Origin of the sequence: Geminicoccus harenae (genome assembly GCF_019800005.1) — a bacterium.
Lineage (GTDB): Bacteria > Pseudomonadota > Alphaproteobacteria > Geminicoccales > Geminicoccaceae > Geminicoccus > Geminicoccus harenae.
In genome coordinates this window covers 15330-27567 of sequence record NZ_JABGCL010000043.1, presented here as the reverse complement: position 1 = coordinate 27567, position 12238 = coordinate 15330, and the positions used below count along the sequence as shown (strand labels likewise).

Below are 12238 nucleotides of genomic sequence, written 5' to 3'. Positions count from 1 at the left end.
CCGTGGCGGGCGGGCGTGCGGGGCATGGCGCTGGGCGCCGCGTTCTTCGCCTCGGTGATCTATCTCAGCTATGACGCCGTGTTCCTGTATTTTCAGTTCTGACCTGCACCGATGGACAAACACGATCCCATGGAACGCCGCTTTCTCGCGTTCTTCGTGCTTACCGCCACCCTGCTCACCGGGCTGACGTTCGGCGTGAACTGCTATGTCGACCCCTTCGGCCGCTGGGCCGCGGTCGACGAGAGCACGGTTGCGGGTCGGCCCGCCTACACGCTCAATCGGCGGCTGTTCAAGCTGATCGCCTTCGACCACTGGATGACCGGCCGTGCCGGCGAAGAGGTCTCCGTGCTGATCGGCGACAGCACCACCAACCAGATCGATGCCGACGACCTCACCAGGCTCACGGGCCGGCCCTGGTACAACCTCGCCTATGGCGGGGCCGGGCTGGCAGAGACGATCGACCTGGTGGAGCACGTGATGGAGCGCCATCCCCTGGCCCAGATCGTCTGGGGCGTGCCGTTCGCCCGACTGGTAGCCGGGGCGGAGAACGAGATCCCGCACACGATCGACATGGTGGACGCGCCGCTGCGGCACATGCTGACCTTCGAGAGCCTCCACGCCTCCTACCTGGTGCTGCGCGCCACCTGGCTCGGCATCGGCTTCGAGGACCCGAGGATGGATACGGGCGACCAGGACATCGTCACCTACCAGCTCAGCCGGGCACGCAGCGAGATCGCCGGCCGGCCGTGGCCGGACCAGGAACTGGCCAAGCTCGCGGCTACCGTGGAGAAGGCCCAGGACCGCGGCGTATCGATCGTCCTGCTGAGCCCGCCGGTCCATCCGCGCACCGCCGAGTTCTACCGGACGAGCTTCGCCGAGCGCCATGCGCGCTACCTGGCCCTGCTCGATCGGCACTGCGTGATCAACTTCAACGAAGCCGACCACCGTGCGGACTGGCCGGCCCAGATGTTCGTGGATGCCAGCCACCTGACCACCGAGCACAAGCCCCTGCTCACCGAGGACCTGGCGCAGGCGCTCGGCGTCGCCTGCGCCAAGCCGCTCATCGCTGCGCGCTGAGGATCGCCGCCCGTCCGGAGGTTCCGGACGGGCGGCGCAGGAGATCAGGCTTCCAGCGGCGCGAAGAGCTGGTCGATGTCCTGCTCGGAGAAGCTCATGCTGCCGGCAGTGCCGGTCAGGATGCCGTCGACGAGCTGCTTCTTCTTCTGCTGCAGCTCGATCATCTTCTCCTCGACCGTGCCGGACGAGATCAGCTTGTAGACGAACACCGTCTTGTCCTGGCCGATACGGTGGGCGCGGTCGGTCGCCTGCGCCTCCACGGCCGGGTTCCACCACGGGTCGTAGTGGATCACCGTGTCGGCGCGGGTCAGCGTCAGGCCGGTGCCACCGGCCTTCAGGCTGATCAGGAAGATCGGCACCTCGCCCGCCTGGAACCGCTTGACCGGGGTCTCGCGGTCCTTGGTGCGGCCGGTCAGCTTGACGAAGTCGATGTCGAGTTCGCCCAGCATCTTCTCGATCAGGTCGAGCATCTCGACGAACTGCGAGAAGATGATGATCTTGCGGCCGTTCTCGATCATGTCGGGCAGCATGCCCGAGAGCAGGTCGAGCTTGGCCGACTGCGACAGGCCGAACCCGTCCACCTTGTCGCTCTTGAGCAGGCGCGGGTCGCAGCAGACCTGGCGCAGCTTGAGCAGTGCTTCCAGGATCGCGATGTTCGACTGCGCCAGGCCGCGCTCGGCGATCTCCTGACGCACCCTGGCATGCATGGCCAGGCGGACGGTCTCGTAGAGGTCGCGCTGCGTGTCGGTCAGCTCGATCTCGCGCATGATCTCGTTCTTCTCGGGCAGGTCCTTGGCGACCTGGTCCTTGGTGCGGCGGATCATGAACGGGCGGACGCGCGCCGCCAGGAGCTGCTGGCGCTCCGGGTTCCCTTCCTTCTCGATCTGGGTGCGGAACACCTTCCGGAAGTTCTCCCGGTCGCCGAGATAGCCGGGCATCAGGAAGTTGAACATCGACCAGAGCTCGCCGAGATGGTTCTCGATCGGCGTGCCGGTCAGGCACAGGCGCTGGTCGGCCTTGATCTTGTAGGCCGTCCTGGCGAGCTTGGTGGTCGGGTTCTTGATCGCCTGGGCCTCGTCCAGCACCACCAGCCGCCAGTCGCGCGCCAGCAGCTCGTCGCTGTCGCGCAGCAGCAGCGCATAGGAGGTCAGGACGACGTCATAGTCCTGGATGTGCTCGAACAGGTCGTGGCGATCCTGGCCGTGCAGGACCAGGAGCCGGATGTGCGGCACGAACTTGCGCACTTCCGAGCGCCAGGTCGGGATCAGGCTGGTGGGGCCCACGATCAGCACCGGCTTGTCGAGCTTGCCCTGCTCCTTCAAGAGCGCGATGTGCGCGAGCGTCTGGAGCGTCTTGCCCAGGCCCATGTCGTCGGCCAGCACGCCGGAGATGTTGGCGTGGTGCAGGAACTGCAGCCAGTCCAGGCCCTGCTTCTGGTAGGGCCGCAGCTCCGCCTTGAGCTGCCTGGGCGGCATGCATTTGGGCAGCTCGCCATTGGCGGTGAGCTGGCGGGCGAGCTGGCGGATGCTCTCCCCGCCGTTCCAGACCAGCGTGTTCTTGGGCAGCTCGTCCTCGAGCTGGATCAGGCGGGTCGCCTCGGCCCGGCTGAGCTTGAGCGTGCCGGATTCGTCGACCTTGCCGGCGGCCAGCAGCTCGTAGAGCGAGCGCAGGATCGCGGCCAGCCGCTCGGCCGGGATCGGCAGGATCCGCCCGTCCGGCAGGTTGGCGTAGATCGGCTCCTCGCCGGCCTCCTCCAAGGCGGACGGCGACATGCTCTCCGGGGCGCGCTCGAACAGCTCCAGGATCACCGGGAGCAGCGGCAGGCGCTCGCCGTCCACGTCGATCTCGACCTTGGCCTCGAACCAGTCGATGCCGCTTTCCACGACATCGAGATGCCAGCCATTGGTGACCTTGGCGACCCGGAAGGGATATTCCGGCCCGAACGTGACCTTCCAGCCCTCGCGGACCAGTCGCGGCAGCTCCTGGTGGTTGAACTGCACCCAGCGGAAGCTGAGATCGTCGTCCTCCTCGCCTTCCTCGAAGGTGAAGTCCTGGCGGCAGGACGGGTCGGCGAACTTGCCGAGGCCGGTGGGGCCCAGCGGCTGGAGGCCCAGCGCATTCAGGCGCTCGACATAGGGGACCTCGAGCAGCGCGTCGCGCGGGATCACCAGCAGGCGGTTGTCCGAGACATGGTTGATCTCGGTCTTGCCGTCCTGCCAGCCGACCTGCGCGCCGGCATAGTCGAAGGAAAGGCGGAGCAGCGGCAGGTCGACGTCCTCGACCTCCTTGTTCCAGCCGAGACCCCGCTGCACCTGGACGCGCGGGCAGTGCAGGTGGAGCACCGGGGTCGGCGCCACCTCGATCCGCTCGCGCTTCTTCAAGGGCTCGGGCAGCGGGATGTCCGGCACCGCGGCCACCAGCTTCTGGCGCACCAGGCCGGCCGTGATCGCCGGAATCGCCGGGGCGTTCAGCAGGTGGCGGAGCTGGCGGACGTCCAGCCCCGTCTCGACCTTGCCCACCACGCCGTTCTTGAGGTCGGCATACCAGGGCTGGCCCAGGTTCAGGATGATCGTGTCGTCGTCGGCATCGTCCAGCTCGCAGAGCGCGCGCTGCTGGCCCTCGCCGTTGAAGCGCCACACCACCTTGCCCGGCCGGTCCTCGCCCAAAGTGAGGGCCGGGTTGCTGCTGCTCTGCCAGTGGCAATGGCCGGTGGCGAGCATCAGCCGCAGCACCTCGCCGTCGGTCTGCCCGGCCAGGCGGCGGACATTGCCCGGCACGCCGGCCAGGAGCCGGCCGATCACCTGGTCCTCCAGCGTCACGAAGCGCGGCGCGTCGTCGCTGGCGATCTGGCTGATCGAGACCGAGTTGTCCCGGCCATACATGCCGTCGCGCAGCCGGCGGGCACGCGCGGTCCGCACGCTGACCGGCTGGGCCACGCCCAGGTCGCGCCAGGAGCGCTGCGCCGGCTCCAGCAGGTAGAGGACCACGTCGTTGTCGGAATCGCTGGCCCGGCTGGTACCGGACATCGCGGCGAGCCAGGCTTCCGTCTCGCTGTCGATCGCGACGGTCTGCTCCTCGGGCTCGGGCGCCGCGGTCTTGTGCAGGGCGTGCAGCAGCATCGCCACCGCATGCTCGCACTGGGTGTGGATCATGCAGGTGCAGGTCGAGGAGACCTTCACACGGCCGCCGCGCCCGTTCTGCACCTGGATCCGCACGAGATAGGGCACCCGGCGGTCGGCTTCCTTGACCTTGCCGGAGATGGTCTTGCCGTCGCGCTCGACATCGAGTTCGACGACCGTACCCTGTTCCTGGAGAGTTTCCCCCCGCTTCCAGGTCGCCGGGTGATAGAGCCGCTCGAGGTCGGCGCGAGAGAAGGGCAGCATGTTTGTTTTTTTGTCGTCAGCGCAGGTTGACGTGGATCACCGGACCATCCGGAGACCGCGGTGAAAAGTCGATCGGCAGGAGCCCCCGGCCGCACGCAACGATCGTTGCGCGCCGGAGGCTCCAACGGGAATGACAATATCCCCCAGACGAGCGAGCGACGGCCCTAGATGAAACCATCTCCACCCCCGATCGATGGCCTCGTGCTGGTCGGAAACCAGTTCCAGCCGGCACTGGTGCGTTTTAGCCACAGGATCGAGGCGGTCGAGCCGCACTCGGGTGCCAATCGCAGTCGGTATGTGATTCCGGGCTTCGTGGATCCACACTGCCACGGTGGTGCCGGCGCCGACGTCATGGCGGGGGCCGAGGCGGTCCGGGCCATGGCGGCGTTCCATCTGCGCCACGGCACCACCACGCTCCTGCCGACCACCGTCACGGCACCGCGCGACGCGATCGTCCAGGCATTCGCCGGCATCGCCGAAGTCATGCGTTCGGGCGCGCCGGATCATGCCGACCTGCCGGGCGTGCATCTGGAAGGGCCCTTCATCAATCCGGACAAGCTGGGGGCGCAACCGCCGTTCGCGATCCCGCCCGACCTGGATTTGGTCGGGGAGCTGATCGAGTTCGCACCCATAATCGTCGCTACCATAGCACCAGAACAGGATCCGACACACCAATTGATCACGCAACTCTGCCATCTGGGGACGCGGGTGCAGATTGGCCACAGTCTTGCCGATGCCGGCCGGTGTCTTGCGGCGCTTTCGGCCGGAGCTGCGGGCTTCACCCATCTGTTCAACGCCATGAGCGGCGTAGACCACCGGCGACCGGGCGTGGCGGCGGCAGCACTCGGCCACGCCAGCCATGCCGAGATCATCCCCGACCTGCTCCATGTCCATCCGGAGATGCTGCTGCTGGCGCGCCGGGCGATTCCCGGGCTCTACGCAATCACCGACGCGATGGCGGCCGCCGGCTGCCCGCCCGGCCAGTATCGCCTGGGTAGCCATGATGTGATTTCCGACGGGAGCTCCGCCCGGCTACAGGATGGGACCTTGGCCGGCAGCGTGCTGACCATGGACCAGGCCCTGCGCAACCTCGTGGTGCTGGGGCTGCCGCTCGCCGAGGCCGCCCTGCGCACCTCGACGGTGGCGGCGGACTATCTGGGCCTGGACGATCGCGGCCGGATCGCGCCGGGGCGGCGCGCGGACCTGCTGGTGGTCGACGCAAATGGCACGATCGGCGAGATCTTCTGTGCGGGCGTACCGGTGGAGCCGGACAGGGGCTGAGCCGGGTGCGCGCCGCACTTGCCCAAGCCCGGTTGAATTGGCCATATGCGCGCGTCGCCCCGCCAAGTTCTTCGGGAACCCGTCGTCCATGCCCCATCGTCGCCGTCACCGCCGCCCGGATGCAGGCTTCACCCTGATCGAGCTCCTGGTGGTGCTGGTCATCCTCGGCCTGCTCGCAGCGCTCGCGGGGCCGCGGGTCCTGGGCTACCTGTCGAGCGCGCGCTCGGACACCGCCAAGCTCCAGATCGAGAACCTGAGCCAAGCGCTGGAACTCTACAAGCTCGACAACGGCAATTATCCGTCCACCGCGCAGGGCCTGGAGGCCCTGGTCACGGCACCTTCGGGCGTACCGACCTGGCGCGGACCTTATCTCAGCAAGCCCGAGCTGCCGAAGGACCCCTGGGGGCGTGACTATGTCTACCGTGCCCCCGGCCAGCGCGGCCCGTTCGACCTGGGCTCGCTCGGCTCGGATGGCACGCCGGGAGGACAGGGCGATGCGGCGGACGTCGGCAACATCGCCCGCTGACGGATCTGCTCCGAACCAGGCAGGCTTCACCCTGCTCGAGCTCCTGGTGGTGCTGGTCATCCTCGGCTTTGCGACCGGCTGGGTGGCGGTGCGCGCCAGCGCCTATCTGGGTGGCGGGGTCGGCACCGCGGCAGCCGACGCGCGCCGGGCCCTGGTCAACTGCCGCGGCCAAGCCCAGGTCCAGGGCCGGCCGGTCCTGTGCCGGGTCGATCCGGTGGAGCGGCGGGTGGGCTCGATCCAGCTCAAGGGGCAGCCGACCCGGCTGGAGCTGGCGGGCGGCACCGGCGATGCCGTGCTGTTCTATCCGAGCGGCGAGGCGTCCGCCGCACGCCTACTGGTCGGCAACGACGTCGAGGCGCGCCATCTCCTGGTGTCGCCCGTCACCGGCCGGATCCGGATCGTGGAAGACCATGCGGGCTGAACCAGCCATCGCGGGCGGGCCGCCGGGCAGATCGGGGGACGCCGGCTTCACCATCCTCGAAGTGCTGGTGGCGCTCACCGTGCTGGCCCTGGTGGTGGCGGTGCTGTTCGAGGGCATCGCCAGCGGCCTGCGCCGCACCAGCTATGACGAGGGGCGGCTGGCCCTGGTGCTGGAGGCGGAGCGCATCCTGCAGCGGATCGACCTGGACCTGGCCAAGCCGCTCCCGCTGCAGACCGGGGTCGAGGGCGAGCTGCGCTGGCGGCTGGATCGCCAGCGGATCCAGGACCTGCCGGCCCGCCCGCCGGCCCTGGGCGACGATCCGGAGGAGGACGAGCCGCAGGAGGGCCAGCTCGAGCTGGTGCGCTACGTGGTGACGGTGGAAGGGCCGGACGGCCGCCAGCTCTCGGTGCAGACCAAACGCCTGCGCACCGTGCCGCAGCCGGTGAGCCGCCCGGGCAGCGGCTTCGGCGACGACGCGGACGACGATGCCGGCGGCTTCGGCGAGGGCGGCAGCTCGTTCGGCGACGATGATGGAGGATTTGGCGACGGCGGCTTTGGCGGGGGTGGGTTCGGAGGCGACGATGCGTCACCCTGAGGCCGGCTTCACCCTGATCGAGCTGCTGGTGGCGATGACCCTGCTGGCGGTGCTCGCCACCGTGGTCACCAGCGCGCTCGGCTCCACCAATCTCGCGATCCAGAAGGGCGACACGCGCACCACCGCGCTCACCGCGGCGGTCGACCTGCAGCAATTGCTGGTGCGCGAGGTCGGCCGGGCCCGGCCCTACGTGCCCGACCGCAACGGCCGGCTCCAGCCGGTGTTCGAGGCCAGGCCCGACCGGCTGCGCTTCATCGCGATCCAGCCCGAGGGCCGCCCGGCGCCGGTGCTCCAACTGGTCGAGCTGGAGATCGACGACCTGGCCGGGGTACCCCAGCTGCTCCTGCGCAAGGTGCCGATCGGCCCCGATCCGACCGAGGCGGTAGCCGACCTGGAGGCCCAGGCGCCGATCGTGCTGCACCGGGGCGGCCGCTATGCCCTGCGCTATTTCGGCACGGTGCGCGCCGAGCGCCCCGCCGCCTGGGTCACCACCTGGCCGCCCAATGCCACCGACCTCCCGCAAGCGGTGGCGCTCGCCCTGACCAGCCCGGGTGCCCTGCCGATGCCGGAGATCGTGGCGCCGTTCCCGGTGCGGGGCGCTGCCATCTGTGGTGAGGAGCGGGTCGACTGCCGGCTCCTGTCGGGGAGTGCCCTATGACCCGCGACCGCCGCGGCAGTGCCGTGCTGGTGGTGATCTGGATGACGGGCGTGCTCGCGGTGATGGCGCTGGGCTTCTCCGGCCGGGTCCGCGAAGGCTCGCTGGAGGTCAACATGGCCGAGGCGCGCCTGCGGGCCAGTGCCGCGATCGACGGCGAGTTTGCCCAGATGCTCTACAACCAGTTGCGCAGCAGCCGGGAGATCGAGGATCTCGAGCGCGCCGAGGCCGCCCGGCGCGAAGCCGAGAGGGAGGCCGAAGCCGAGGCCCAGGCCGATGCCGAGACCAGCGCCGCCCTGGCCGACGACGGGGAGGGCCTGGACAGCGGGTTCGACACGGGGGGCGACCTCGGGGACGAGCCGATGGGTAGCGGGGAGACCACCCGCTCCTTGTCGGATGCCTCCGGCGAGCCGGCGGTTGAGCCCAGCAACGGCATCGAGGCGATGATGCTGTCGGGACGTGCGATGACGAGCCGGGTGGTGGCGGACGGGGTCAGCCTGTACCTGCATGCGGAACCGGAGATGGGAAGGATCGACGTGAACCGTGGCGACCCCAGGGTCCTGCGCGCCCTATTGGAGAAGATCGCGGATCGCCAGCTCGCCACGCGCGCGATCGAGGTCACCGAGGAAGGCAAGAAGCGGGCGAGCCGGGCCGGCGCCGTGATCGGCTCCGCCCCCCGGCCATTCGTCAGCGTGGACGCCTGGCTCGCGGCCACCGGCATGGACGCGGCCACGGCGGATCGGGTGCGGCCCTATCTCACCACCGCCACCGGCGCGCCGAACATCGAGCTGAAGTTCGCCCGGCAGGAGCTGATCGACGTGCTGCCGTTCCTGTCGCGCTCGCAAAAGCAGATGATCGCCGACGCGCGGGCCAAGTCCCCGGCCGAGCTGAGCAAGGTGCTGGCCCAGATCGCGGACGACCCGAGCACGGCACCGGAGCCCGGGGAGGAAGAAGACGGAGAAGAGGGTGACGCCACGGGACCGGCCAGGCAGGTCATGCGCCTGACGGTGGAGGCCACGATCGACGGGCTCCTGCGCCGGACCGACCGGTTCCTCCTGGCCTTCGAGGATGGCGGAGGCGATGCCGGGGCCGGTGCGGGGGAGGGCGAGGAGACCGGGGATGCGCCGGTGGCCGTCACGGCGGCCGGCGCCGAGGCCGCCGCAGCGCAGAGCGCCCAGCGCCTGCCCTTCGTGGTGCTGGACCGCCAGACCCTGGACGCACCGCCGCCGCCACGGCCGGCGCCGGGCCAGGATGGGGTGCGGTCATGAGTGCCGCCACCCTGGACGAGGCCGGCGCGGGTCTGGGCTTCCAGCGCTTCTGGCAGTGGTGGACCGGCGAGCTCGGCAGCTTCCTGCCGCACCGGCGCCGCGACCCCCTGCTGCGCAAGGCGGTGATCCTGCTCTATGACGGCGTGGGCTTCCGGGTGATGGTCCGCCGCGGTGCGGACGACGCGGTCGATCTCGGCCGGCTCGACCTGCCGCGGCCCAGCCGGATCGACGTCAAGCGCGGCGTGGCCGAGCCCCGGCTGGTGCCGGACGAGCAGTCGGTCGAGCTGGCCGAGCGGATCCGCCGGAGCGGGATGCCGGTGGTGCTGCGCCTGCCGGCCAGCGAGGGGCTGGTCACGCTGGACGAGCTGCCGGCCGCGGCCGAGCGCCATCTCCAGGACGTGCTGGCGCACCGGATCGACGTGCTGACCCCCTGGACGCCCGAGCAGGTCGCCTATGACGCCCGGGTGATCGACCGCCCGGCGGAGAGCGGCAAGATCCGGGTCGAGGCCACCTTCGCGCCGCGCGAGATCATCGACCGGCTGCTCGGCACGCTCTCCGGCTTCGAGCTGCAGCCGGCGGTGATCGACGTGGCGGGTGTGCATGTCGACGAGCTGCCGCGCGTCGACCTCCTCCAGGGCAAGGGCCGGCGCGGCTCGCGGCTCGGGCTGATGGCGTTCATCGGCGTGGCGGTCGCCGTGCCGCTGATGACCCTCGTGCTGGGCTACGACATCTGGCAGCGCTCGGCCCTGGTCGAGGAGCGCCGCGCCCAGGAGCAGCGCTTCGTCGAGCGGCGGCAGGAGGCCGACCTCGCCCAGGCCGAGCGGCTGCAGGCGCTGGCGGATGCCAACTTCCTCAGCGCCCGCCGGGCCGAGCGGCCGTCCTCGCTGGTGGCGCTGGAGATCATCGCCCGCGCGCTGCCGGACGATGCGTGGCTGTCGCGCTTCGAGCTGGCCGGCAACCAGATCACGCTGACCGGCGAGGCCAGCGAGGCGCCGCGGGTGCTGGCCCTGATCGGCGCCGACCCGCGCTTCGGCAACGCCGCGCTGGGCAATTCCAGCACGCGTGGGCCCTCGGTGGCGCCGGAGCTGTTCGGTTTGCAGGTCGACCGCTTCACCCTGACCGCCCAGCTCGCCGCCGACGCGCAGGTCCCCCCGCTCGGGCCGGACGGGCTGGAGATGGGGCCGGGCGGCGCGGAGCTGCCTCGGGTGACCGCGCCGGGCGCCGGTCCCGAGGCGGCCGTGGACATGGACGATCCCCCCGATCCCGCAGAGCCCGACGCTTCTGTCGAGGGAGGCGCGCCATGAACCGGCTCGTCGCGACCCCTGCTGCCAGCCGTGCTGCCGCCGTGGCCCTCCTGCTGGCGCTGCTGGGCTTGGCCGCAGCGATGATCCTGGTGCCGCTCTGGCTGATCGACCGGCAGCACGAGGAGCTGGCCACGATCGACCAGCGCCTGCGGGCACTCCATGCCGAACTGGCCAGCCAGACGCAGCAGGCCGGCGGCGAGGCGGTGCCGGACGTGCAGGGCACGATCGAGGCGCAGAGCCCGTCCCTGGCTGGCGGCATCATCCAGGAGCTGACCGGCAACGCCGTGGTCGTGTCCGGCGGCGAGCTGCGCTCGGCCGAGCTCCTGCCGACCCGTGACGAGGAACGCTTCGTGGCGGTGCCGATCCGGGTCACCTTCACCGGGGATTCGGTGATGCTGCGCGAGTTCCTCTACCGGATCGAGACCTCCTCGCCGGTGCTGCTGGTCGAGCGGCTGGACGTCACCGCCGAGCAGAACCCGGAGGATCCGTCCAATGTCTGGCAGGGCGACATCCAGGTAGCCGCCGAGATCGTCGGCTGGATGCGCCAGCCGGAGCCGCAGTCATGAAGGGGATGAGCCCGGTCACGCTCGGCGTGATCCTCCTGGCCCTGCCGGTCCTGGCCTGGCTGTGGTGGACCAGCGGCGCGGACGAGGGGGCGGTGACCGCGGTCAGCCGTGGCGGCCAGCCGGCTGCCGCCCCGGCGCCCGCGGACCCGGCTGCCGGGAATGCCGCGCGCGCGCTGCCGCCGATCGAGACCTTCTCCGCGATGGTCGACCGCCCGCTGTTCGCAGCACTGCGCCATCCCACGGTTCCCGTGCCTGAGCCGGAGGGCGAGCCGTTCCCGACCGAGTCGATCGCCGAGCCGCCGGCGGAGGACAATATCCGCGACCGCTACCGGCTGATCGGCACGGTCGAGGAGAACGGGCGGGTGTTCGCGCTGCTGGTCTCCAGCGAGGGCAGCTATGTCCGGGTGCGGCGTGGCGACCGGCTGGAGAACTGGACGGTCGACGCGGTCAGCCGGCAGCGGGTCCTGATGGTGAATGGCGAGAACGTGGCCGAGTTCCTGCTGGTGCCGGACGGGATGAACTAGGGGGGCGGCCCGGCCTGGGCGGCCGTCCCCGCGGGCATCCGCTCCTGCGCCGCCTGGCGGAACAGCCAGGCGGACCCGAGCCACAGTGCGACGAACAGCGTGGTCAGGCCCAGGATGGCGGATGGCTGACCGCCCCACCCGGCCGCCAGGGCGAGCGTGCCGGCCAGGGCCTGGGCGAGTGCCGTCGCGACCAGCGCCCGTGCCATCGGAACCGGCCGGGAGCGTGCCCGGACCGCGCCGGCCATGCCGACGGCGAGCACCGCGCCGAACATCAGGTTGGCGGGATGGTCCTCCGCGCCGATGAGCCCGACCGCCAGGTTCATCCAGACGAGCAGGAACGCCGTCGCGAGCGCCAGGGCGGCCGCGGCGCGGTACCGCCGGCCGCCTGTCGTCCGGGTGGCCAGCTCGTAGCCGCCCAGGCCCATGGCCAGCATGGCACCGAACAGGACGAAGTCGGCGGGCCCCCAGGCCACCTCGTCGGTGACCTGCATCGCGATCGCGGGCAGCAGCAGCAAGGCTCCAGCACCAGCCCAGGCAGCGATCCGCCAGGAACTGGCTTTGGTCGAGGGATGAGCGTCCATGCCTTGACCCATCACCGGCTAGCCCTGGATGTGTCGCGTCAGCGTAACGCAGGGGCG

General features: G+C 70.5%; 12 protein-coding genes. 10 read left to right on the top strand and 2 right to left on the bottom strand.

The genetic code is table 11. The features are described from left to right. Positions 1-129: 129 nt before the first annotated feature. Complete coding sequence (locus tag HLA95_RS24085) at positions 130-1077, top strand: hypothetical protein (RefSeq protein WP_191059381.1); 948 nt, start codon at positions 130-132, stop codon at positions 1075-1077. A 44-nt stretch (positions 1078-1121) separates the two neighbouring features. Here the strand turns inward: HLA95_RS24085 and HLA95_RS24080 are convergent, their stop codons facing one another. Beyond that, positions 1122-4460, bottom strand: a complete 3339-nt coding sequence (locus tag HLA95_RS24080; RefSeq protein WP_191059380.1) for a DEAD/DEAH box helicase — start codon at positions 4458-4460, stop codon at positions 1122-1124. Positions 4461-4628: 168 nt separating this feature from the next. Here HLA95_RS24080 and HLA95_RS24075 point away from each other — a divergent pair, with 168 nt between their 5' ends. From HLA95_RS24075 to HLA95_RS24035, 9 genes are all read left to right on the top strand, one after another. Further along, positions 4629-5741: an N-acetylglucosamine-6-phosphate deacetylase gene (locus HLA95_RS24075; protein WP_191059379.1), complete on the top strand. Its 1113-nt coding sequence runs from the start codon at positions 4629-4631 to the stop codon at positions 5739-5741. 88 nt (positions 5742-5829) lie between these two features. After that, positions 5830-6267, top strand: a complete 438-nt coding sequence (gene gspG, locus HLA95_RS24070; RefSeq protein ID WP_191059378.1) for a type II secretion system major pseudopilin GspG — start codon at positions 5830-5832, stop codon at positions 6265-6267. After that, on the top strand, positions 6236-6688 hold the full coding sequence (locus HLA95_RS24065; RefSeq protein WP_191059377.1) for a prepilin-type N-terminal cleavage/methylation domain-containing protein: 453 nt from the start codon (positions 6236-6238) through the stop codon (positions 6686-6688). Before gspG ends, HLA95_RS24065 begins: the two co-directional genes overlap by 32 nt. Then, a complete protein-coding gene (locus tag HLA95_RS24060; RefSeq protein ID WP_191059376.1) occupies positions 6678-7283 on the top strand; it encodes a PulJ/GspJ family protein in 606 nt (201 codons plus the stop codon). The genes HLA95_RS24065 and HLA95_RS24060 overlap by 11 nt, the downstream gene beginning before the upstream one ends. Then, on the top strand, positions 7270-7941 hold the full coding sequence (locus HLA95_RS24055; RefSeq protein ID WP_191059375.1) for a prepilin-type N-terminal cleavage/methylation domain-containing protein: 672 nt from the start codon (positions 7270-7272) through the stop codon (positions 7939-7941). Before HLA95_RS24060 ends, HLA95_RS24055 begins: the two co-directional genes overlap by 14 nt. Beyond that, a complete protein-coding gene (locus HLA95_RS24050; RefSeq protein WP_222184802.1) occupies positions 7938-9206 on the top strand; it encodes a type II secretion system protein GspK in 1269 nt (422 codons plus the stop codon). Before HLA95_RS24055 ends, HLA95_RS24050 begins: the two co-directional genes overlap by 4 nt. Continuing rightward, positions 9203-10510 (top strand): PilN domain-containing protein, encoded by a 1308-nt coding sequence (locus tag HLA95_RS24045; protein ID WP_222184800.1) that lies wholly within the window; start codon positions 9203-9205, stop codon positions 10508-10510. Before HLA95_RS24050 ends, HLA95_RS24045 begins: the two co-directional genes overlap by 4 nt. Beyond that, positions 10507-11076, top strand: a complete 570-nt coding sequence (gene gspM / locus HLA95_RS24040; protein WP_222184798.1) for a type II secretion system protein GspM — start codon at positions 10507-10509, stop codon at positions 11074-11076. The genes HLA95_RS24045 and gspM overlap by 4 nt, the downstream gene beginning before the upstream one ends. Further along, a complete protein-coding gene (locus HLA95_RS24035; protein ID WP_222184796.1) occupies positions 11073-11600 on the top strand; it encodes a pilus assembly protein PilP in 528 nt (175 codons plus the stop codon). Before gspM ends, HLA95_RS24035 begins: the two co-directional genes overlap by 4 nt. Here HLA95_RS24035 and HLA95_RS24030 read toward each other — a convergent pair. Next, positions 11597-12181, bottom strand: a complete 585-nt coding sequence (locus HLA95_RS24030; protein ID WP_222184795.1) for a hypothetical protein — start codon at positions 12179-12181, stop codon at positions 11597-11599. The genes HLA95_RS24035 and HLA95_RS24030 overlap by 4 nt on opposite strands. Positions 12182-12238: the final 57 nt, after the last annotated feature.